18 protein-coding genes are annotated in these 23,938 nt (G+C 30.5%); 17 read left to right on the top strand and 1 reads right to left on the bottom strand.

Translation table 11 applies throughout. The features are described from left to right. The first annotated feature begins 32 nt into the window (after positions 1-32). The 17 genes from P4S50_RS02700 to P4S50_RS02780 all read left to right on the top strand — a co-directional run bounded on the left by P4S50_RS02700 (position 33) and on the right by P4S50_RS02780 (position 21,754). Positions 33-335: an MTH1187 family thiamine-binding protein gene (locus P4S50_RS02700; protein WP_277732966.1), complete on the top strand. Its 303-nt coding sequence runs from the start codon at positions 33-35 to the stop codon at positions 333-335. A gap of 790 nt (positions 336-1,125) precedes the next feature. After that, positions 1,126-3,153 (top strand): NAD-dependent DNA ligase LigA, encoded by a 2,028-nt coding sequence (gene ligA, locus P4S50_RS02705; protein WP_277732967.1) that lies wholly within the window; start codon positions 1,126-1,128, stop codon positions 3,151-3,153. 109 nt (positions 3,154-3,262) lie between these two features. Continuing rightward, a complete protein-coding gene (gene gatC, locus P4S50_RS02710; RefSeq protein WP_277732968.1) occupies positions 3,263-3,547 on the top strand; it encodes an Asp-tRNA(Asn)/Glu-tRNA(Gln) amidotransferase subunit GatC in 285 nt (94 codons plus the stop codon). A gap of 15 nt (positions 3,548-3,562) precedes the next feature. Then, a complete protein-coding gene (gatA, locus tag P4S50_RS02715; RefSeq protein WP_277732969.1) occupies positions 3,563-5,020 on the top strand; it encodes an Asp-tRNA(Asn)/Glu-tRNA(Gln) amidotransferase subunit GatA in 1,458 nt (485 codons plus the stop codon). 14 nt (positions 5,021-5,034) lie between these two features. Further along, positions 5,035-6,465 carry an Asp-tRNA(Asn)/Glu-tRNA(Gln) amidotransferase subunit GatB gene (gatB, locus tag P4S50_RS02720; RefSeq protein WP_277732970.1) on the top strand — a complete coding sequence of 477 codons (1,431 nt, stop codon included), beginning with the start codon at positions 5,035-5,037 and terminating at the stop codon, positions 6,463-6,465. A gap of 617 nt (positions 6,466-7,082) precedes the next feature. Continuing rightward, positions 7,083-8,003, top strand: a complete 921-nt coding sequence (locus P4S50_RS02725) for an ABC transporter permease (RefSeq protein ID WP_277732971.1) — start codon at positions 7,083-7,085, stop codon at positions 8,001-8,003. Between the two features lie 13 nt (positions 8,004-8,016). After that, positions 8,017-8,940 carry an ABC transporter permease gene (locus P4S50_RS02730; RefSeq protein ID WP_277732972.1) on the top strand — a complete coding sequence of 308 codons (924 nt, stop codon included), beginning with the start codon at positions 8,017-8,019 and terminating at the stop codon, positions 8,938-8,940. Positions 8,941-8,955: 15 nt separating this feature from the next. Continuing rightward, complete coding sequence (locus P4S50_RS02735; RefSeq protein WP_277732973.1) at positions 8,956-9,978, top strand: ABC transporter ATP-binding protein; 1,023 nt, start codon at positions 8,956-8,958, stop codon at positions 9,976-9,978. 2 nt (positions 9,979-9,980) lie between these two features. Beyond that, the gene (locus P4S50_RS02740) at positions 9,981-10,961 is read left to right on the top strand and encodes an ABC transporter ATP-binding protein (protein WP_277732974.1); all 981 of its coding nucleotides are present in this window, start codon (positions 9,981-9,983) and stop codon (positions 10,959-10,961) included. Between the two features lie 202 nt (positions 10,962-11,163). Beyond that, complete coding sequence (locus tag P4S50_RS02745; RefSeq protein ID WP_319023196.1) at positions 11,164-12,780, top strand: peptide ABC transporter substrate-binding protein; 1,617 nt, start codon at positions 11,164-11,166, stop codon at positions 12,778-12,780. Positions 12,781-12,916: 136 nt separating this feature from the next. Next, positions 12,917-14,542: a peptide ABC transporter substrate-binding protein gene (locus P4S50_RS02750; RefSeq protein ID WP_331489688.1), complete on the top strand. Its 1,626-nt coding sequence runs from the start codon at positions 12,917-12,919 to the stop codon at positions 14,540-14,542. A gap of 60 nt (positions 14,543-14,602) precedes the next feature. Beyond that, positions 14,603-15,193 (top strand): hypothetical protein, encoded by a 591-nt coding sequence (locus P4S50_RS02755; RefSeq protein WP_277732975.1) that lies wholly within the window; start codon positions 14,603-14,605, stop codon positions 15,191-15,193. Between the two features lie 894 nt (positions 15,194-16,087). Then, the gene (locus P4S50_RS02760) at positions 16,088-17,068 is read left to right on the top strand and encodes an AIR synthase family protein (protein WP_277732976.1); all 981 of its coding nucleotides are present in this window, start codon (positions 16,088-16,090) and stop codon (positions 17,066-17,068) included. A 98-nt stretch (positions 17,069-17,166) separates the two neighbouring features. Then, complete coding sequence (locus P4S50_RS02765; protein ID WP_277732977.1) at positions 17,167-19,203, top strand: N-acetylmuramoyl-L-alanine amidase family protein; 2,037 nt, start codon at positions 17,167-17,169, stop codon at positions 19,201-19,203. 188 nt (positions 19,204-19,391) lie between these two features. Next, positions 19,392-20,732 (top strand): ribonuclease PH, encoded by a 1,341-nt coding sequence (gene rph / locus P4S50_RS02770; RefSeq protein ID WP_277732978.1) that lies wholly within the window; start codon positions 19,392-19,394, stop codon positions 20,730-20,732. 2 nt (positions 20,733-20,734) lie between these two features. Beyond that, the gene (locus P4S50_RS02775; RefSeq protein ID WP_277732979.1) at positions 20,735-21,202 is read left to right on the top strand and encodes a metallophosphoesterase family protein; all 468 of its coding nucleotides are present in this window, start codon (positions 20,735-20,737) and stop codon (positions 21,200-21,202) included. Positions 21,203-21,217: 15 nt separating this feature from the next. After that, entirely contained in the window at positions 21,218-21,754 is a 537-nt protein-coding gene (locus P4S50_RS02780) for a DUF2179 domain-containing protein (RefSeq protein WP_277732980.1), read from the top strand. A gap of 820 nt (positions 21,755-22,574) precedes the next feature. Here P4S50_RS02780 and P4S50_RS02785 read toward each other — a convergent pair. Then, complete coding sequence (locus tag P4S50_RS02785; protein WP_277732981.1) at positions 22,575-23,846, bottom strand: ArsB/NhaD family transporter; 1,272 nt, start codon at positions 23,844-23,846, stop codon at positions 22,575-22,577. Positions 23,847-23,938 lie beyond the last annotated feature (92 nt).

The raw sequence follows: 23,938 nt of genomic DNA on the forward strand, positions 1-23,938 counted from the left end.
TATAGTGAAATTTTAGTGAGGGGGGATTTTTTATGGCACTTGTTGAAGTTACTATAGTTCCACTTGGAAGTGAGAGTACAAGTCTTAGTTCGTATGTAGCGGATGTACATAAGGTATTAGAAAGAGAAAAAGGATTAAAACATATGTTAACTCCTATGGGAACTATAATAGAGGGAGATTTAGATTTGATATTTAGCACTATAAAACAAATGCATGAGAGTGTATTTGAAAATGGGGCTATGAGGGTTTCTACTAGCATCAAAATAGATGATAGAAGAGATAAAGTTGGAAGTATGAAACAAAAAATAGAATCAGTTGAGAGTAAATTGAAATAATATATCCTTAATTTTTAGGGTATATTTTTTTAATAAATACTTTTTTTAAGATAAGTTTTATATTTAATCCCAAAACGAAGGGTATTAAAATACCGTTTATGTATTAAATATTTTAAATAAAACTAAGCGTTGCACCTTATTGAATATCCTAAAAGTTCTAAACTCCCTATAGGTCAGACAACGAACTTTTTTAACGGATATTCAAACGCTGTAATGCAAGTTTTATACAAAAATATTTAAATCATTCTCTAACATTTTAATACCCTTCATTTTCTAAGTGTAGTTCTTAAATTTTAAATAGATGTAATAATAAATCGTTTTTTATATTCTATTGAGGTAGGGCTGATTTTATAATATAAGAACTAAAACTAAAAAACTATATATGAAAATGTTAGTGAATGCTTTTAGATATTTTGACTAATATAACTTAGCTTTTAGTGTTTAATAATACGTTAAGAAATTTGTGTGTCTGACCGTAAGGGAGTTCGTAAATTTTAGGATTATTAATAAGGTGAAAGCTTAGTTGTATTCAAAATATTGTTGGATTCACGGTATTTTCATATATAGTTTTAATACCCCCCAATATATAAGGATTAAAAACGTAGATTCTATTTGTATGATCTTTTGATTAGAATTTAAGTTTTTAGAATAAATTCTTTATTTATTTTAAATAAAATTATATAATTTCTATTCATGGGTATCATTAACAGTATGATAAAGTTGATGATATAAGTTGGCGTCATGAGTCAGTGCGTAGCGACTAGATGAATTTTGTGAAAGGTGATGAGGTATGGATATTAAAAAAAGAGTACAAGAAATTACTGAAATTATAAATTATCATAATCATAAGTACTATGTTGAGGATGATCCTGAGATTGATGATTATGATTATGATATGTTGATGAATGAGCTTATAGATATAGAGAAAAAATATCCAGAATATAAAAGAGAGGATTCTCCAACTCAAAGAGTTGGTGGGGCAGTACTTGATAAATTTGAACAAGTAGTACATAAGACTCCTATGCTAAGTCTTTCCAATGCGTTTTCGGGTAATGATTTGAGAGATTTTGACAATAGAATAAAAGGTGTAGTAAATAGTGATGTTGAATATGTAGTAGAATTTAAGATAGATGGATTATCTGCAGTTATAACTTATGAAAATGGAGTTTTGAAAATTGGTGCAACTCGTGGGGATGGTTCTGTTGGAGAAAATGTAACTAAGAACTTAAAGACTGTAAAGAGTATACCTATGAAAATTAGTGGGAATCTGAATTTGCAGGTAAGAGGAGAAGTATTTATACCAAAAGATAAATTCGAAAAGCTTAATAAATATCAAGAAGAAAATGGATTGAATTTATTTGCAAATCCTAGAAATGCAGCTGCAGGTTCATTAAGACAACTTGATTCTAAGATTGCTGCAAAGAGACATTTAGATATGTTTGTATTCAATCTTGAAGGAATAGATGAAGATAAATTTAAAACTCACAGTGAAAGTTTAGAATTTTTGAAAGAATTAGGATTTAAAGTTAGCTCTAATTATAAAGTTTGCAAGAATATAGAAGAAGTTATAGAATTTATAAATTATTGGACAGAGCATAGATCAGAGCTGAAGTTTGATATAGATGGTATGGTTATAAAGGTTAATGATTTAAAGCAAAGAGAAGAATTAGGTAATACAACTAAAAGTCCTCGTTGGGCAATAGCTTATAAATTCCCTGCTGAAAAGAAAAAGACTAAATTACTAGATATAATAATTCAGGTTGGAAGAACGGGAAATCTTACACCAACAGCCTTACTTGAGCCAGTTCAAGTTGCAGGATCTATAGTATCAAGAGCAACACTGCATAATGAAGATTATATAAAACAAAAGGATATTAAAATCAAAGATACGGTTATAATACAAAAAGCTGGAGATGTGATACCAGAGGTTGTAGAAGTTGTTAAAGAAGAGAGAGATGGTACACAAGTAGAATTTAAAATGCCTGATGAATGCCCGGAGTGTGGATTTGAAACTAGTAGATTAGAGGGAGAAGCAGCTGTTAAGTGTATGAACATATCTTGTCCTGCTCAAATAAGAAGAGGGATCATACATTTTGTATCAAGAGATGCTATGAATATAGATGGATTAGGAGAACGAATAGTAACTCTTTTATTAAAAGAAAATTTAATAAAAGATATAGCAGATATTTATTACTTGAAAAAAGAAGATTTAGTCTCTCTTGAGAGAATGGGTGAAAAGTCTTCTCAAAATTTAATAGAGGCTATACAAAAATCAAAAGAAAATGATTTGTCTAGATTAGTATTCGGTTTAGGAATAAAGTATATAGGAAGTAAGGGTGCTAAAATACTTGCGGGTAATTTTGACGATATATACAAAATAATAGAAGCTGAGAAAGAGGATTTAATTCAACTTGAAGAATTTGGAGAGATTATGGCTGATAGTGTAGTTGATTTCTTCAATAACGATAAGAATTTAGAACTTATAGAGAAATTTAAGTCTGTAAATGTAAACTTGAAATCATTAAAAAGTGAAAGTAATGAGGTTAAAATATTTGATGGAATGAAGATTGTTTTAACAGGAACACTTGATAAATATAAGAGAAATGATGTTAAAGAAATAATAGAAAAATTCGGTGGTAAAGTAACGGGAAGTGTAAGTAAATCAACGAATATAGTATTTGCAGGTAGAGAAGCTGGATCTAAGCTTGATAAGGCTAATTCTCTTGGCATAAAAGTTATAGATGAAAATACATTTGATGAAATAATAAAGCTATCTTCTAAGGAAGAAGTTCAAAAACATTTAGATATGAGTAACTAATATGGATTATTTGACTAAAAAAAGGTATAATTTTAATATTGAATAGGAAATTTAACAGAATCTAAGAAAAATCAAAGATTCTGTTTTATGAATAAAAAGGAGTGAAAATATGTTAGATAAGGATACTGTAAAGCATGTAGCTAAATTGTCTAGACTTGAAATCAAGGAAGACGAATTCGAAACTGTATCAAAAAAAATGGGGGATATACTAAGTTATATAGAAAAACTTCAGGGTGTAGACACTGAAAATACAGATATAACTTACAATCCTATAAATCTTGTAAATCAATTTAGAACAGATGAAGTAAGAGAATCATTAGAAGTTAAAAAGGTACTTCAAAATGCTCCAGAAAAAGAAATGGGATGCTTTAAGGTACCAAAAGTATTAGATTAGAAAGGAGTGGACTTATTGAAACTTTATGAAATGACGTTAAAAGAAGCGAGTGAAAAAATAAAAAAACAAGAAATAACTGCTCTTGAGCTTACTCAAAGTATTCTAGATAGAATAAAAGAGGTTGAGCCAAAGGTTGATTCTTATATAACTATAACAGAAGAAGAAGCTTTAAATAGAGCTAAGGAAATAGATGAGAAAATAAAAGCTGGAGAGGAAGTATCTGTTCTTGCAGGTATTCCAATGGCAGTAAAAGACAATATATGTACAGATGGAGTTAAAACTACTTGTGCATCAAAGATGCTTGAAAACTTTGTGCCTCCATATGATGCAACAGTTGTAAAGAAGCTTAATGCTGCTGGTGCTATAATGGTTGGAAAAACTAATATGGATGAATTTGCCATGGGATCATCTACAGAAAATTCATATTTAAAAAAGACTAAAAACCCTTGGGATTTAAACAAAGTTCCAGGAGGATCATCTGGAGGTTCTGCAGCAGCTGTAGCAGCTGGACAAGCTTTTTATGCACTTGGATCAGATACAGGTGGATCTGTAAAACAACCAGCAGCTCTTACTGGACTTGTTGGACTTAGACCTACATATGGAAGAATATCTAGATATGGACTTATAGCATTTGGTTCATCTCTTGACCAAGTTGGTATATTTACAAAGGACGTAACAGATTGTGCTATTGTATTAAGAGAATTAGCTGGAAAAGATAAGATGGATGGAACTAGTGCAGAGGTTGAGGTTGCAGATTATGAAAAACATTTAGATAAAGATATGAGCAATATAAAAATAGGTATTCCTAAAGAGTATTTTGTAGAAGGAATAGATGCAGATGTAAAAAAAGCAGTTTTAGATGGTGTAGAAAAATTAAAAGAGTTGGGAGCAACTGTTAAGGAAGTATCGCTTCCTCATACTGATTCAGCTATAGCTACATACTATGTACTAGCACCTAGTGAGGCTAGTTCAAATCTTGCTAGATTTGATGGTATAAGATATGGTTATAGAGCCGAAGGATATGATTCTTTGGAAGGATTATACACTAAAACTAGAACTGAAGGTTTTGGAGATGAAGTTAAGAGAAGAATAATGATAGGTACTTATGCTTTAAGTGCTGGTTATTATGATGCTTATTATAAAAAAGCTTTAAAAGTTAGAACTTTGATAAAGAAAGACTTTGTAGATGCATTTGAAGATGTAGATGTTATAATAGCTCCTACTGCTCCAAATGTAGCATTTAATATAGGAGAGAAGACATCAGATCCTATGGCTATGTATATGGAAGATGCATGTACTATACCATCTTGTCTTGCAGGTGTTCCAGGTATGTCTATTCCATGTGGATTTAAAGATGGGCTTCCAATTGGAATGCAAATAATAGGAAATTATTTTGATGAAGCTACTATGCTTAAAGTAGCACATGCATTTGAAAGTGTAACAGAATTTAAAGATCAAAGAGCGAAACTGTAATTGGAGGTGAAACAATGGGTGATAAAATTTTAATAGGACTTGAAATACATGCAGAACTTTTGACTAATACTAAAATATTTTGTGGATGTAAAAATGAATTTGGAGCAGATGTAAATACTAACTGTTGTCCAGTGTGCCTAGGGCTTCCTGGATCTCTACCTGTTTTAAATGAAAGGGTTTTAGATTTTGCAATTACAGCTGGACTTAGCTTTAACTGTAAAATAGCTAGGAATACTAAAATGGACAGAAAAAATTATTTCTATCCGGATCTTACAAAGGCTTACCAAATATCTCAATATGATATACCTCTTTGTTACGATGGATATATAGAGGTAGAAGCTGAGGATGGATCTGCTAAAAAAATAGGAATAGAGAGAATACATATAGAAGAGGATACAGGTAAATCTCTTCATGATGCAACTGGAGATACTCTTCTTGACTATAATAGAGGTGGAGTTCCGTTAATTGAAATAGTTTCTAGACCTGATATGAATTCTCCTAAAGAAGCATATCAATTCTTAGAAAAATTAAAAGAAGTATTATTATTTACAAACATATCTGACGTAAAAATGGAGCAAGGCTCATTAAGATGTGATGTGAATGTAAATGTAATAAAAGAAGATGGAAGAAAGTCTAACATAGTGGAACTTAAGAATTTAAACTCATTTAAAGCAGCTTTAAAGGCTATGGAATATGAGGTTATAAGACATAATGAACTTCTTGCAAAAGGAGAAAATACAGTACGCGAAACAAGACGTTGGGATGATTCTCAAAATAAGACTATATCTATGAGAAGTAAAGAAAGTGTTCAAGATTATAGATACTTCCCTGAGCCAGATGTTGTAGATATAAATCTTACTGAAGAATATGTAAATGATATAAAAAATAAACTTCCAGAACTTCCTGATGATAAGAGAAAGAGATTTATGAAAGAATATTCTCTTCCTGAATATGATGCTAAGGTACTTACTACTTCTAAGGAGATTTCAAATTATTTTGAAGAAATGATATCTAAGTTTAGTGATGCTAAGATGATAAGTAACTGGATTATGACTGAATTATTAAGAAGAGTTAATGATGAAGGAATAACACTTGACGATGTTAAGTTTGATAAAGACGCTTTCGTATATTTATTAAAGGTTATATCTGAAGGAAAAATAAACAATAATGCTGGTAAAAAGGTATTTAGAGAAATGTTTGAAACTGGAAAGAAACCAGAGAATATAATAAAAGAAAAAGGTCTTATTCAGATACAGGATGAAGGAGCTATAAAAGAAATAGTAGTAGGCATATTAAATGACAACCTTCAATCTGTTGAAGACTATAAGAATGGAAAAGATAGAGCGTTAGGATTTTTAGTTGGCCAGGTTATGAAGGCTAGTAAAGGTAAGGCTAATCCTCAAATGGTAAATAAATTAATAATAGATATTATGAAAAATATGTAAGAGTGGGAATTCCCACTCTTATTTTTTTTATAACGAATAGGAAATTATATTCCTCTTTAATTTGTGGATAAATATAATTTTCGTTATGAGTTTCAAAAAAGTTTACATTTAAGATTCTTCTAAAGAAGAACTTTTTTATATATTAAGCCATTATAAATTTTTTGTTCTATCGATAATTCAGTGTAAGAGGCATATTTGTAACTATTTTTAATCAACAGAGTCGCGAGACTTGTTGGCGTCATGAACTATGTGAATTTTGATAAAGGAGCCTGGAAGGATTGTTGTCGACATGAATCACCACGTTAGTGAGTAGACGAATTTTTGAATAAAATTTGAAAAACTTCTTAATAATATAATGAAAGACAAATTATTTTGAAAATTATAGAGAAAACGATATTTTTCAGAAAAAAAGAATGCAAAACATAAAACATTCAAAAATACACGTGTTCATGAGGCGTATAAACGTGAAATTTTTTAAAGAATGTTGAAATATGAAGGAAGTTGGAAGAAAAGAGTCCTTGCAATAAACAGTAAAATAATATAATATATATAAAAATGAAATTATCGCAAAAAAAAAATCATATGTAAAAATAATCTGATAATGGAGGAGTGATATCGTGGGTCGTTATATTGTTAAAAGGTTAATATCGATGATAATAACTTTGTTTTTCATCGTAACTATTACTTTCATACTTATGCATACTATTCCAGGAGGGCCTTTTACAGGTGAGAAAAAGTTACCTCCAGAAATAGAAGCAGCGCTTAATGAAAAATATCATTTAAATGAACCGGTGTTTGTTCAGTACACAACTTACCTTAAGAACATTTTAAAGGGAGATTTAGGACCATCTTATCAGGTAAAGGGTGAAACCGTAAATCACATAATAGCTCAGACATTTCCAGCTTCAGCTCAATTGGGAGTAATAGCTATAGCTATAATATTATTAATAGGAGTTCCGCTCGGAGTTATAGCAGCATTAAAGCAAGGAACGTGGATAGATAGCGGAGTAATGTTTATTGCAATACTCGGAGTTACCATACCGAGTTTCGTTATAGCAACATTGATGATATATGTATTTGCAGTCAAGGTACATGTTTTACCTGCTGCTAGATGGGGAACATGGAAGCATATGATAATGCCGAGTATTGCTCTCGCATCGTATTCTTTTGCATTTATAGCAAGACTTACAAGATCCAGTATGCTGGAGGTTGTATCTCAAGACTATATAAGAACTGCTAGAGCTAAGGGATTAAGTGAAACGATTGTTATATTTAAACATGCTCTTAAAAATGCTTTAATACCTATCGTTACTTATATAGGGCCTCTTGCAGCAGGACTTTTAACAGGGTCTTTTGTTATAGAAAAAATATTTGCTGTACCTGGGCTTGGTAGATCATTTGTTGAGAGTATAACTAATAGAGACTACACTCTTATAATGGGAGTTACAATCTTTTATGCTGTATTTTTAGTTGGAATGATACTTGTAGTAGACTTACTTTACGGATTTATAGATCCTAGAATAAAATATGATGACTAAGGGGGAGTGATTAATGGAAAACCTTAATATAGATAAAAACTTATGGAAACCTTTAAGCCAAGAAGATAGAGATTCTGAAACAATATCAAGACCCTCTATGACATATTGGCAGGATGTATGGAGACGTTTGAAGAATAATAAAGTAGCTATGGGATCTTTAGTGTTTTTGATATTATTATTATTATTAGCTACATTTGGACCGATGATGGCTAAATATTCTTATTCAGATCAGAACTTATTAAATGCAAATCAAGGACCAAATGCTGAACATTGGTTTGGTACAGATTCCCATGGTAGGGACTTATATGTTAGAGTATTATATGGAGCTAGAATTTCTTTAACAGTAGGAATTGTAGCATCGATAATAAACCTTGTAATAGGAGTACTTTATGGTGGGGTTGCAGGATATTTTGGAGGCAAGGTAGACAATATAATGATGAGAATAGTAGATATATTATACACTATTCCACTTACATTATACGTTATTCTTCTTATGGTAGTTATGGGAACGGGGCTTAAGGCTATATTGGTTGCTTTAGGATCTGTTTATTGGATTAATATGGCTAGAATAGTTAGAGGTCAGATACTTTCTTTGAAAGAACAAGAATATGTACTGGCTGCAAAAACACTTGGAGCTAGCGATTTTAGAATACTTATTATGCATTTGATACCTAACGCTATGGGACCTATAATAATAACTATGACAATGTCAATACCAAGTGCAATATTTACTGAGGCATTTTTATCATTTATCGGTCTTGGTGTTTCAGCGCCTATGGCATCTTGGGGAGTACTAGCTAATGATGCATTATCAACTTTAAGTATATATCCATATCAGCTATTCTTCCCATCGCTTGCTATATCAGTTACTATGTTAGGATTCAATTTCTTAGGGGATGGATTAAGAGATGCACTAGATCCACGTATGCGTAAATAAAAGGAGGAGAAATATATGAAAGACCATTTACTTGAATTAAAAGAATTGAGAACTTCCTTTTTTACTCATGTAGGAGAAGTAAAGGCTATAAGAGGGGTAAGTTTTCATTTAGATAAAGGAGAAGCATTAGGAATAGTTGGAGAGTCTGGTAGTGGTAAGTCAGTAACATCTATGTCTATTATGAGACTACTTCAACACCCAGGAAAAATAGTAGGTGGAGAAATAAATTTTAATGGTGAAAATCTAATAGACAAAAGTGATAAGGAAATGCAGAGTATAAGGGGAAACGACATAGCGATGATATTCCAAGATCCTATGACTTCTCTAAATCCTGTTTATACTGTTGGGGATCAAATAATTGAAGCGATAGTTAAGCATCAAAAAATATCTAAGGCTGACGCTAGAAAAAAAGCTATAGAGATGCTAAATCTTGTTGGTATACCTAGTCCTGAAAAAAGAATAGATCAATATCCACATGAGTTTTCAGGTGGTATGAGACAAAGAGCAATGATTGCAATGGCGCTTTCTTGTGAACCTCAGCTTCTTATAGCGGATGAACCGACAACTGCTCTTGATGTTACTATTCAAGCACAAATACTTGAGCTTATGAAAGATTTAAAGAATAAATTAGATACATCTATAATACTTATAACACATGACCTTGGTGTAGTTGCAGATGTATGTTCAAGAATAATCGTTATGTACGGAGGAATAATACTAGAAGAGGGTAGATCAGAAGATATATTCTACAACCCTAAGCACCCATATACACTTGGCCTTTTAAAATCTATACCAAAGCTTGCTGATAAAGAAGATAAAGAAAGGTTGATTCCAATACCTGGATCACCTCCAGATTTATTAAAGCCTCCTAAAGGATGTCCATTTGCAGCAAGATGTGAATATGCTATGAAAGTATGCATAGATAAAATGCCTGAATACACTTATGTAAAAGAAGATCACAGATCTATGTGTTGGCTGCTTCATCCAGATGCTCCTAAGGTAGATAGTATAAATAAAAACCTAAAGGAGGATAAATAAAAATGAACAAGAACGAAATATTAGTAGATATACAAAACTTAAAAAAGTATTTCCCTATAAAAAAGGGGTTTATAAACAGAGAAACTCAATATGTAAAAGCTGTTGATGATATAAGTTTTCATATAAGAAAAGGAGAAACTCTAGGTCTTGTTGGAGAATCAGGTTGCGGTAAGTCTACAACAGGAAGAACTATAATAAGGTTATATGATCCAACAGCTGGAAAAATAATGTTTGGAGGAAAGGATATAGCAAACCTTTCTCAAAAAGAATTAAAACCATATAGAAAAAAGATACAGATGATATTCCAAGATCCATATGCTTCTCTTAATACACGTATGACTGTTGGAGATATTATAGGAGAACCTTTTGATATACACAATATGTGTAGTGGAAAAGAGAAGCTTGAAAGAGTTCATCATTTATTACAAAAGGTTGGGCTTAATCCAGATCATGCAGCGAGATATCCTCATGAATTCTCAGGTGGACAAAGACAACGTATAGGAATAGCTAGAGCTTTAGCTGTAGAACCAGAATTTATAATAGCTGATGAACCTATATCTGCACTGGATGTGTCTATACAGGCACAGGTTGTGAATATGCTAGAAGATTTGCAAAATGAACTTGGACTTACATATCTTTTTATAGCACATGATTTATCTATGGTTAAATATATATCTAATAGAATAGGAGTTATGTATTTGGGGAAATTAGTTGAGATAGCAGAAAGTGATGAGTTATATAATAATCCAGCTCATCCTTATACTAAAGCATTACTTTCAGCAATACCTCATCCAGATCCAAATGCTGCAAAAGAAAGCAAGAGAATAGTTCTTGAAGGGGATGTTCCAAGTCCGCTTAATCCTCCATCAGGATGTAGATTTAGAACTAGATGTAAGTACGCTATGCCAAAGTGTGCAGAGGTTGAACCTATACTTAAAGAAGTATCTAGTGGACATAGTTCAGCATGTCATTTACATGAATAAAGTGAAATTTAAATTCAGAAGATGTTAAGTTATTATCTCCAACCCAGATAAGATGGAGTAATATAACTTTTAGTTTTTGGATAAAACGAAATATTTAGAAGATTGAAAAAATTAAAAGGATTTGATTGAAATATATAGAATATATATTTAATTATGTGTTTTATATTTTAATACAATAAAATATTAAGGGGGAGGAATTAATTTGAAAAAAGTTTTAGCATTTATGATGATACTTGTACTAGCATTAGGAACTTTAGCTGGATGTGGTACAGAAACATCACAATCTGGCGAGACAAAAAAAATAGTAAAATATAACATAGGGGCAGATCCTAAGACTCTAGATCCTGCTTTAAACGCAGGTGTTCAGTCATCAGGTGTTTTAGCAAACTGTTATGAAGGACTTATGAGACTTGATGAAAATGATAAGGCAATACCAGGTATGGCAGAGAAAGTTGAGATATCTGATGATCAGTTAACTTATACATTCCATTTAAGAGATGCTAATTGGTCTGATGGACAAAAAGTAACAGCTCAAGATTTCGAATATGCTTGGAAGAGAGCTTTAGATCCAAAGACTGCTGCTGAATATGCATACCAGTTATACTATATAAAAAATGGTAATGAATTTAATGCAAACAAAGCTAAAATAGATGATGTGGCTGTTAAAGCTGTAGATGAAAAGACTTTAGAAGTTACACTTATAGCTCCAACTCCATATTTCTTAGAATTAACAGCTTTCCCAACTTACTTCCCTGTTAGAAAAGATATAGTTGAGAAAAATCCAGAAGCATGGCCTATAACTCCAGAAAACGTACCTTTTAACGGACCATTTAAGATGACTAAATGGCAAAGAGGAGACGTAATAGAAATAGTTAAAAATGACACTTACTATGATAAAGATAGAGTAAAGCTTGATGGTGTTGAATACACTATGATAACTGAAGATACAACAGCTTTTCAGGCATTCCAATCAGGAGAAATAGATGGCTCTGATGGAGTATCAGAAGCTCAAATACCTCAGCTTAGAGAAAAGAATGATCCAACATTTACGATACATCCAAATATCGCGGTATATTATTATTCACTTAATGTAACTAAAGAGCCTACTAATGATCCTAAGGTTAGAAAGGCATTATCATTAGCTATAGATAGAAATCTTATAACTACAGTTGTTGTTAAGGCTGGACAAAAACCTGCTAAGACATATGTACCAGAAGGAATAACAGGACCTGATGGAAAAGATTTCACACAAAATGCTAAAGATTATGGTATAAAAGAAAAAGCTAATGTTGAAGAAGCTAAAAAATTATTAGCTGAAGCTGGATATCCAAATGGTGAAGGTTTCCCAGAGACTACAGTATACTATAATACTAATGAAAATCATAAGGCTATAGCTGAAGCTGTTCAAGAAATGTGGAAAAAGAACTTAAATATAAATGTTAAACTTCAAAATCAAGAGTGGAAAGTATTCCAAGAAACTAGAACACAAGGAAACTTCCAAATAGCTAGAGATGGATGGACAGGAGACTACCTAGATGCTATGACATTCTTAGATATGTTTATATCTACAAGTGGAAACAACCATTCACAATGGAAAAATCCTGAGTTTGATAAGCTTATAACTGATATTAAGAAAACTGAAGATCTAGAAAAAAGAGATAAAATGCTACATCAAGCAGAAGATATGCTTATGGATGAAAGTATAGTAATTCCAATTTATTACTACACAAATCCAGAATTATTAAAAGAAAACATCAAAGGTGTTAAAGTATCTCCACTAGGTCAAGTATTTTTCGATAATGCGTATATAGAAGAATAGATTGGTAAAAATAAGAGAGTATAAATACTCTCTTATTTTTTTTGTTAAATATTAAAGAAAGGGTGAATTTTAAGGAGAATTAAAAAATTAAAAAAATAAAAGAGTTGTAGCTAAAATATTAAAGGGAGTGATCTATTTGAAAAAAGTTTTATCATTTATGATGATACTTGTATTAGCACTTGGAGTTTTATCTGGATGTGGAGGAGGAACTGATCAGGTTGATCAAGGAACCGAAACAAATAAAATAGTAAGATACAATATAGGCGCAGATCCTAAGACTTTAGATCCTGCTTTAAATTCAGGAGTTCAATCATCGGGAATTTTAGCAAACTGTTATGAAGGACTTATGAGACTTGATGAGAATAACAAGGCAATACCTGGTATGGCAGAATCATATGAAGTATCAGATAATAATACAACTTATACATTTAAATTAAGAGATGCACAGTGGTCAGATGGACAAAAGGTAACAGCTCAAGATTTCGAGTATGCTTGGAAAAGAGCTTTAGATCCTAAGACTGCTGCTGAATATGCATACCAATTATACTACATTAAAAATGGTAATGAGTTTAATGCAAATAAAGCAAAAATGGATGATGTAGGTGTTAAAGCTTTAGATGAAAAGACTTTAGAGGTTACACTTATAGCTCCAACTCCATACTTCTTAGAGTTAACTGCTTTTCCAACTTACTTCCCAGTTAGAAAAGATATAGTTGAAAAAAATCCAGAAGCATGGCCTATAACTCCAGAAAACGTACCTTTTAACGGACCATTTAAGATGACTAAATGGCAAAGGGGAGATTCTATACAAGTAGTTAAAAATGATACGTACTATGATGCAGGTAGAGTTAAGCTTGATGGTATTGAATATACTATGATAACTGAAGATACAACAGCTTTTCAGGCTTTCCAATCAGGAGAAATAGATGGTTCTGATGGAGTATCTGAAGCTCAAATACCACAGCTTAGAGAAAATAATGATCCAAACTTTAAGATACATCCATACATTGGAACTTACTATTATTCACTTAATGTAACTAAAGAGCCTACTGATAACCCTAAGGTTAGAAAAGCGTTATCATTAGCAATAGATAGAAATCTTATAACTACAGTTGTTGTTAAAGCTGGACAAAAGCCTGCTAAGACATTTGTACCAGAGGGTATGACAGGACCAGATGGGAAAGACTTTGTGGAAAGTTCTAAAGATTATGGTATAACTCCTGAAGCTAATGTTAAAGAAGCACAAAAACTATTAGCTGAAGCTGGATATCCAAATGGAGAAGGATTCCCAGACACTACTGTATACTATAATACTAATGAATCTCATAAGGCTATAGCTGAAGCTGTTCAAGAAATGTGGAAGAAGAATTTAAATATAAATGTTAAGCTTCAAAACCAAGAGTGGAAAGTATTCCAAGAGACTAGAACTCAAGGAAACTTCCAAATAGCTAGAAATGGATGGATAGGAGATTATTCAGATCCTATGACATTCTTAGATATGTTCATATCTACAAGTGGAAATAATAATTCTCACTGGAAGAATCCAGAGTTTGACAAGCTTATAACTGATATTAAGAAGACTGAGGATGCAGAAAAAAGATATCAAATGCTTCATCAAGCACAAGATATGATTATGGAGGATAATATATTAATTCCAATCTACTACTATACTAATGCAGAATTATTAAGAGAAAATATCAAAGGAGTTAAAGTATCTCCACTAGGTCAAGTATTTTTTGACAATGCGTATATAGATCAATAATTTAGTGAAAAATAAGAGAGCATAAATGCTCTCTTATTTTTTGAATCAAAGGAGGATATTATGAAGTTTTTATTTGATGACTATAATAAGACAAAAAGAGTTTACCATGTTATATCTTTAAAAGACTTAGGATACGTTATGGAAAATGGGATATCATATGATGATAAGATAACATATATAACTAAATACAAGGGGTTTCATGATTATATAGAAGACTTAAAAACAGATAAAATTCCTAGTTGGGTTGATAGAAGAAAGTCTATATTTGCAAGTCTTAATTTTAAAAAAGATCACTATTTTCATTCTCATAGTGCTCTTTTATCATTAAAAATAAATGAGAATAAATGTTGGATCGCAAATGAAAATTTGGCAAATGAAATATATGAACCATTTGCACTAAGAAATATAGAAGGGTTTGAATACTGCAAAAAGTATTTAGATACTAAGGCTAAAGATGTTATAACAAGATATTGGGATACATCCTTAAGTTTTAAGGATAATCTAAAAGTTAGAAGGGATTTAAGTGAATACTATGATGCTGAGATATTGATAGGTAGTCATATACCTAAAGAAAATATAGAAGTTCTAAAGATTTATTCAGATCATAATGCGTTTTCACTTGATGAGTTTAGAAATTATTTTACATTATAAATCGAATGAACTTAAAATATGCAATATCAAATAGTTGCCTAGATTTCATACAAACGAAATCCAGGTTCTTTTTTTGTCTGTGGGTTATTAAAAACTATCTATCAAAATATCGTGAATGTAACGATATTTTGAATATAACTAAGCTTTTATCTTATTAATAATTCTAAAATTTACGAACTCCCTATGGTCAGACACGTAAATTTCTTAACGCATTATTAAACGCTAAAAACTAAGTTATATTAATCAAAATAGCTAGAAGCATTCACTAACATTTTGATAGATAGTTTTAAAAGTAATTACTTTATTATGAAATTAAATCTTACCTCCTTATTGCTACTATAGAAAAGAATAACATTCAATTAGGTTGATTTTAAAGAAAAAATTACTTTTGAACAAACTAGGCTGTAGCGATAGTTGGCTATATAAGTCAGTGCGTAGGGACTAGGCTACTTTTTAGATCGTATGAGTTTAAATGCATTCCAAATATAAGAAAATCATACTAATAAAATAAGGTGTATTAAAATGTTAGAGAATGATTTAAATATTTTTATATAAAACTTGTATTACACCGTTTGAATATCCGTTAAGAAAGTTCGTTGTATGACCGTTTAGGAAGTTTAGAACTTTTAGGATATTTAATAAGATGTAATACTTAGTTTTATTAAAAGATTTAACGCATGAACGGTATTTTAATACACCTTATTTTGGCATTAAGGGGATATCTTTTAAATCTGTACGAAACCTAATATTTCAATGAATCTTATTTTCAATATAAGTAGTAAACTATATGAATTTCCAAAAAAGTCTAACTCTAAAATATTCAAATAACGACTTATTCATATAAATTTTTTGATATAATGGTTATATGATTTGTATTTTGGGGAGGGTTAAGTTATGAAAATTGGTAAGTTGAGTACGGATCAGCTAAAAGAGTTGATTTTTTCTACTTTAAATAAAAAACGAGAAGAAATACTTGTAACTCCAAATATTGGAGAGGATTGTGCTTATGTGGATTTTGGGGATTATGTTTGCGTTATGAGCACGGATCCTATAACGGGAACTAGTGAGGAAATAGGAAAATTAGCTGTTCATATAACGTGTAATGATATAGCATCTAGTGGGGTTAGTCCTTTGGGTATAATGCTTACTATTATGGCGCCTTCTGGAACTACAGAGAAAGAGATAAGAAATATAATGCTTGATGCATCTAGTGAAGCTGATAAGTTAAATATAGATATAATAGGTGGACATACTGAAATAACCGATGCTGTAAATAGAATTGTTATATCAGCTACTGGAGTTGGAAAGCAACTGAAAAGTAAACTTATAAACAAGGATAAGCCTAAGGTTGGAGATTTAATAGTTTTAACAAAGGGAGCTGGAATTGAAGGCACTGGAATAATTTGTTTTGAAAAAGAGGATGAATTAAAGAATTTATTTGGAGATAGTATTGTACAAGAAGGAAAGTCTTTACTTGATAATATAAGTGTTGTTAAAGAAGGGATTATAGCAGGTAAAGTAGGTGTTAGTTGTATGCATGATGTAACAGAAGGAGGTGTTTTAGGGGCTGTTTGGGAGATGTGTGACTTATATGATTTAGGATGTAGTGTATACAATGATAAAATACATATTAATGAAAGTACTAAGGTTATATGTGATTATTACAATATAAATCCGCTTAGACTCATATCTAGTGGATCTATGATAATAGGAATAGATAAAGATAAGATTAATTTATTAAAAGATAGATTTGATAAAGAAGATATAGAATTTAGTGTGATAGGAGAATTTACAGAACAAGGTAATATTTTAGTGGGTAATGGTAATGAAAATATAGACCCTCCTGAAAGTGATGAACTGTATAAAATTGTTTAATATTACATTTAAATTACAAATTTTTAGTAAAGTTGACATTATAAATTTTAAAGTGATATTCTTAAATAGAGTAAGATAAGATGTTGGGGGGAAGTTTCGTGAGAAGACTTGGTAGTGTATTTTCTTTATTTTTAATTGTATTTTGTTTGTTAGCTAATCTAAGTTATGCAAATGAAGATGTATTGGAAGGAAGCTTTGTTTTAGATGGGAAGAATGTGAAACTACCTATTACCAAAGTCAAGCTTGATGGAAAGTATCTTAAAGGAGATGTTCCTCCAGTTATATTAAATGATAGAACCTTAGTGCCTGTAAGGCTTGTATCTGAGAATTTAGGTGCAAAGGTTATTTGGGATGGTAAAAAATATGAAGTACATATACAAAAAGATGATAAGGAAATAGTATTAAAAATAGATAGCTATAAAGCTTATGTAAATGGTAAGGAATATACTCTTCCTGATAAGGTTCCTGCAAAGCTTATAAGTGATAGAACGATGGTGCCTGTAAGGTTTGTATCAGAACAGTTAGGTGTTAATGTTGATTGGGATGCTTCTAATAGAGTTGTTCTTCTTGAAAGTCAAGATGATTTTACAAAGGTTGAAAACATAGAATATAGTTTAGATGAAGTTAAAATAAAGCTTAGCGATAAGAGTACATATAAAGATATGATTCTTGTAAATCCGGATAGACTTATAATAGATATACAAGATTCAAAAATGGCTACACCTAAGGACAAGTACTTAGTTAATGGGCAAATTATAAAGAATATAAGGGTATCTCAGTTTTCTGAAGAACCTATGGAATCTAGGGTTGTAATTGATTTGAATTATATGGATGAATACGATATAACTCAAGATGACAATATAATAACTATTAAGTTCAAAATAAAAGATAATTATGCTAAGTTTGAATTTGAAAAAGATGATAAGGAAGAATTTAAAGTAAGTAGAGATGTAAAGAGTAGGTATAAGAGTTTTTATTTAGATGGACCTAATAGATTTGTAATTGATCTTTACTACACTAAGATATATGATGATGAACAGAGTGTGGAAAAAGAAATAAATGAAGAATATGTAAAAAGCTATAGGGCTTATTACTATGAGGATGAGCATAGGACGAGATTAGTACTTACATTGAAAGAAGGAATAGATAGAAGGAATATAAAGCTTACAGAAGATGAAAGTGATATAAATATACTTTTTGATTTCTTAGAGGTAGACATAGACAATGAATCTTTGGAATATGATTTTAATAGTAACAATTCATTATTTAAAGTTACAAAGAAAATTTTAGATGATGAAAGTAGTGAAGATGTAGAAGAAGATATTATTGAGTATGATGAGTGGGAAAATAAAATTAAAGTAAATATAGACAATAAATATATAGATTTAAAAGATGAAGAAATAGAAGTGAATGATTATTTTGTAAAAAGTATAGAAGTAGACAAAAAAAGTGATTATACGAGAATTAATATATACTTAAAAGATGATGTCATATATAAAGTTTTAGATGAAGATGATAATAGTGTAAAAATAAAACTTTATACTGAAGAAGAAACTCAACGTAACGGAAAGTATTTAGTAGTAATAGATGCTGGTCATGGAGGAAAAGATCCAGGTGCTGTATCACCTATAGATAAGACAAAAGAGAAGGATTTAACTCTTCAAATATCTAAAATGTTAAATGAAAAGCTTGTTCAAAATGGATATGATACTATTATGACTAGAACAGATGATACATATCCTGAGCTAAAAGCAAGGACAGAGATTGCAAACAATAAAGATGCAGATTTATTTATAAGTATACATATAAATGCTGTTGATAAAACTGATATTCATGGAATACAGACTCTGTATTACCCTAATAATGGGGAATATGCAAATGGTAGAGATAATGAAGCTCTAGCTAAGATAATACACAAGGAACTTATAAATCAAACTGGTGCAGCTGACAGAAAAATGGTTAAAAGACCTAATTTGATTGTAATTAAATATACTGAGATGCCAGCAGTTTTAATAGAATGTGGATTCTTGACAAACTCTAATGAGTTAAACCTTATGAAATCACAAGAGTATCAAGATAAATTAGTAGATGGAATATATAAAGGAGTACAGAAATATTTTGAGGGACAGCAATAAGCTGTTCCTTTTCAATCTCTAAAAAATTATATTAAATTTAACTTATTAAATAATATTTATTAGCTGTGTAAAATAAGCTATATGTTACGATAAAAGGAATTATAAATATTGATTATAAACGTGTATTAATAACATAGTTATTGTTGTATAATATTAAAGTATATATTGAAAAGGAAAGGGTGATTCTATTGAATAGAATAGATGGAAGAAGAAATGATCAACTTAGAGATGTAAAGATAACAAGAAACTATACAAAGTACGCAGAAGGTTCTGTTCTTATAGAAATGGGAGAAACTAAGGTTTTATGTAATGCATCTATTGAAGATAGGGTTCCTCCGTTTTTAAAAAATAGTGGAAGTGGATGGATAACTGCTGAGTACTCTATGCTTCCAAGATCTACTCATAGTAGAAAGGTTAGAGAATCATCAAGAGGTAAAATTGATGGAAGAACTCAAGAAATCCAAAGACTTATAGGAAGAACTTTAAGATCTGTAATAGATTTAAAGGGAATAGGTGAGAGAACTATATGGATAGACTGTGATGTTATTCAGGCTGATGGTGGAACTAGAACTGCGTCTATAACTGGTTCTTTCGTAGCGATGATAGATGCTTTAAATAAGCTTTATACAGATAAAAAGATAAAGAAGATTCCTGTGAAATCATTTGTATCTGCTATAAGTGTTGGAATATATAACGGAGATAATATATTAGACTTATGTTATGAAGAAGATTCACAAGCTCAGGTTGATATGAATATAGTAATGACGGATAAAGATGAATTTGTAGAGGTTCAAGGAACTGCAGAGGGATTCCCTTTTAAGAAGCACCAACTTAATGAACTTTTAGAGCTTGGAGAAATAGGTAATAGAATGTTGATACAAGAACAAAAGAATGCTTTAGGAGATATAACTAAATTAATACTTGGCGACAAAACTGATGTTGTTATAGCTACGTCTAATGCTCATAAACTTGAAGAAATAGGTAAGATATTAAAGGGCTTTAAGGTTAAGATACATTCTATGAAGAGTGTAGGACTTGGAGGACTTGAAATAGAAGAAAATGGAACTACATTTGAAGAAAATGCTCTTATTAAGGCTAGAGAAGTAGCAAGAAGAACTGGGAAAATATCTATTGCAGATGATTCGGGTCTTATGGTAGATGCTATAGGAGGAAAGCCTGGAATATATTCTGCTAGATTTGCAGGTGAAAATGCTAATGATAATGACAACAATGAGAAATTATTGAAAATGATGGCTAATGTAAATATGAGTGAGAGAACAGCTAGATTCGTATCAGCTATAGCTGTTGTATTCCCAAATGGAGAAGAGTTTACTGTAAGAGGAACTTGTGAAGGTAAAATAGGATTTGAGAGAAAAGGAACTAATGGATTTGGGTATGATCCTTTATTTATAGTTAATAGATATGACAAAGCTTTTGGAGAATTACCATCAGATGTTAAAAATAGCATAAGCCACAGAGCTAATGCATTAGAAAAGATGAAAGAAGAATTTGGAAAGAGGTTAAAATAAAAATGAAGATAGGTGTAATAGGAGATACACATAGAAACTATAAATATATAGATAAGGCTATACAATATTTAAAAGAATGTGAGTTAATACTTCATACTGGAGATAATTTTCAAGATTCTAACTATATTCATAAAGTCACAGGAATAGATACTGTAGGAATAAAAGGGAATTGTGACTTTGAAAATGTTGAAGATGAGATTGTATTTGATGTGAAAGGGTATAGAATATTTTTATGCCATGGCCACAAATACGATATAAAATACTCATTAAAAACTATAAAAAGAAAAGCCTTAGAGTCAAACGTAGATATAGTTATATTTGGACATTCTCATATACCTGTAAATTATAAAGAAGACGATATATTGTTTTTAAACCCTGGAAGTGTAGCTCTTCCTAGAGGAAATAGCAGCAGGCAATTTATTATTATGAATATAGATAGTAAGGTTGATATTCAAAATATAATTTTGTAGGAGGAGGGATTGAATATGGGATTAATTTTAGGATATCTTTTCATATTTATGGCAAGATGTACTGATGTAACTATGGCTACAATAAGAACTATAATGGTAGTAAGAGGTAAGAAATTACAAGCTGCTATGATAGGTTTTGTAGAGATAATAATATATATACTTGCTATAAATAAGGTTTTAACTGGTATGGATAATATGTTAAACGTTTTATTTTATGCAATGGGATTTGCAACAGGAAACTATGTAGGGATATTAATAGAAGAAAAAATGGCTATAGGAACGCTTATAGCTCAAATTATAACTAAAAAAGATATAGAAAAATTTTCTTCTTATCTTAGAGAGAAAAGCTTTGGTGTAACAGTTACAGAAGGACATGGTAAAGAAGGTAAAATAAGTATTTTAAATGTAGTTTTAAATAGAAAAGATATTAGAAATTTTGAGGTTTGTGTAGACAATTACGATAGAGATGCATTCATAACAATAATGGATGCTAGGAATATAAAAGGTGGATACTTTAGAAAAAGACAAGGAATAGGAATAAAAAAGAAATAAGCTTTAGGGCTTATTTCTTTTTTTGTTAAGTACTTAATCGCAAAATTATACTCATTGAAATACCGATACTTAGTCAATATTTTTATCCGAAAGCTAAAAGTTCTAAAACTCCATCCCCTCAAGGCTGGAGATAAGAACTTAACAGCTTCTGGATTAGTTCAACTAAAAATTCAGATGGAGTAAAGATTCCATCTGAATTAAGTTTCTCTCTATATAACTAAAGATTATGCATACTGATTATTCTAAACCTTTTAAACTCCCTACGGTCAGACAAAAAAGTTTCTTAACGAATATTCAGCATGAGTAATCTAAGTTATATAGAAAAATATTAACCTAAAAGTCTCTAACATTCCAATGAGCATAATTTTTAAGTTTAGCTTCTTATTTCTTGAGGAGTATTAATAAAAAAAGATTAGTTGTATTAGTCGAAATATCTAAAAGTATTCACTAATAGTTTCATATATAGTTTTTTAATATTAATCTCTATAATATTAAAATCAATCTTGCCTCATTATAAAAGAAAAAACTCTTTTATTAAATCCATCTAAAGTTTAAGAACTACACCTACAAAATGAAGGGTATTAAAATGTTAGCGAATGGTTTAAATATTTTTGTATAAAACTTGTATTACATCGTTTGAATATCCGTTAAGAAAGTTCGTTGTATGACCAATGGGAGTTTAGAACTTTTAGGACATTCAATAAGATGTAATACTTAGTTTTATTAAAAGTATTTAACACATAAGCGGTATTTTAATACCCTTTATTTTGAGATTAAGTACATGATTTTGCAATTGATGTGCCAATATATTAGTATTCTTTTAAACATAGAATATCCATAAATATATTGTACTAAGTATAATAGATATAATCATCATTGGAAATCCTATCTTCATATATTCTACAAAAGAAACCTCATGATTATTTTTCTTAAGAATTCCAGCAACTATTACATTTGCAGAAGCTCCTATTAAAGAACCGTTTCCTCCAAGACAAGCTCCAAGAGATAGTGCCCACCAAAGAGGCATTACATTCATATTAGACAATAAAGAAATCTTCTTTATAAGAGGTATCATAGTTGCTACAAAAGGTATATTATCAAGGAATGAAGATAATATAGCTGAAGCCCAAAGAAGAAGTATTGTTGCAAGAGGTAAGTTATCTTGTGAAAAAGAAACTATAACCTTTGCAATTTCATCTATAATTCCGACCTTTTCAAGTCCTCCAACTAGTATAAATAAAAACATAAAGAAAAATATAGTTGTCCACTCTATTGAATGAAGTGTTTCTTCAACATTGGCTTTGCTTAATATAAGCATAACAGATGCGCCTATTAAAGCAATGGATGAAGATTCAAGTCCGAAAAATTGGTGAGTCATAAGACCAGCCATAACTAAAAATAATATAGTGAGGCATTTTATCAAGAGAGTCTTATCGGTTATAGCTAATTTTTCATCGAATTCAAATATTTTTTTCTTAACATCATCAGAAACTATTAAATGCTTTTTATAGATTATATTAAATAAGAAAAGGGTAATAATTAATATAATAAAAGCAATTGGCCCCGTATTTAATATAAAATCCAAAAATCCAATATTTGCAGCACTACCGATCATTATATTAGGAGGGTCACCTACTAATGTAGCTGTACCACCTATATTAGAAGCGATTATTTGAGGAACTAAAAATGGAATAGGATTAAGATTAAGAGTGTCGGTTATAACTAAAGTAACTGGTGCTATTAAAAGAACTGTTGTAACATTATCTAAAAAAGCTGATAAAACTGCTGTAACAAAACAAAATACAATCATTATAATAATAGGTTCACCTTTTGAAATTTTAGCTGATTTGATAGCTATATATTGAAATAGACCCGTTTTTTTGAGTATATTTACAATAATCATCATACCGACTAAAAGCCCTATTGTATTAAAATCTATAAAATGAATTGCTTCTTCTTCATTTAATACACCAAATAGTATAAGGCAGGAGGCTCCAAAAAAAGATATAGCTGTTCTATCGATTTTTTCAGAAACGATAAACGCATAAGTGCTTATAAATATTATCAAAGCTATCAAAGTTTGTGTATCCATTTAGTATCCATCTCCTTCTGATTTGAAAATAGTTAATATATTTACTTTAATACAATTATATGAAAATTTGTAAAAAAAGTAAATGTCTGAAA

This window comes from Tepidibacter hydrothermalis (assembly GCF_029542625.1).
Lineage (GTDB): Bacteria > Bacillota > Clostridia > Peptostreptococcales > Peptostreptococcaceae > Tepidibacter_A > Tepidibacter_A hydrothermalis.

Coding starts and splice junctions, on each gene's coding strand:
- P4S50_RS02760 (WP_277732976.1), top strand. CDS start 16,088: ATGAAAATTGGTAAGTTGAGTACGGATCAGCTAAAAGAGTTGATTTTT.
- P4S50_RS02785 (WP_277732981.1), bottom strand. CDS start 23,846: ATGGATACACAAACTTTGATAGCTTTGATAATATTTATAAGCACTTAT.
- gatB (WP_277732970.1), top strand. CDS start 5,035: ATGGGTGATAAAATTTTAATAGGACTTGAAATACATGCAGAACTTTTG.
- gatC (WP_277732968.1), top strand. CDS start 3,263: ATGTTAGATAAGGATACTGTAAAGCATGTAGCTAAATTGTCTAGACTT.
- P4S50_RS02755 (WP_277732975.1), top strand. CDS start 14,603: ATGAAGTTTTTATTTGATGACTATAATAAGACAAAAAGAGTTTACCAT.
- P4S50_RS02775 (WP_277732979.1), top strand. CDS start 20,735: ATGAAGATAGGTGTAATAGGAGATACACATAGAAACTATAAATATATA.
- ligA (WP_277732967.1), top strand. CDS start 1,126: ATGGATATTAAAAAAAGAGTACAAGAAATTACTGAAATTATAAATTAT.
- P4S50_RS02780 (WP_277732980.1), top strand. CDS start 21,218: ATGGGATTAATTTTAGGATATCTTTTCATATTTATGGCAAGATGTACT.
- P4S50_RS02740 (WP_277732974.1), top strand. CDS start 9,981: ATGAACAAGAACGAAATATTAGTAGATATACAAAACTTAAAAAAGTAT.
- P4S50_RS02735 (WP_277732973.1), top strand. CDS start 8,956: ATGAAAGACCATTTACTTGAATTAAAAGAATTGAGAACTTCCTTTTTT.
- P4S50_RS02730 (WP_277732972.1), top strand. CDS start 8,017: ATGGAAAACCTTAATATAGATAAAAACTTATGGAAACCTTTAAGCCAA.
- P4S50_RS02700 (WP_277732966.1), top strand. CDS start 33: ATGGCACTTGTTGAAGTTACTATAGTTCCACTTGGAAGTGAGAGTACA.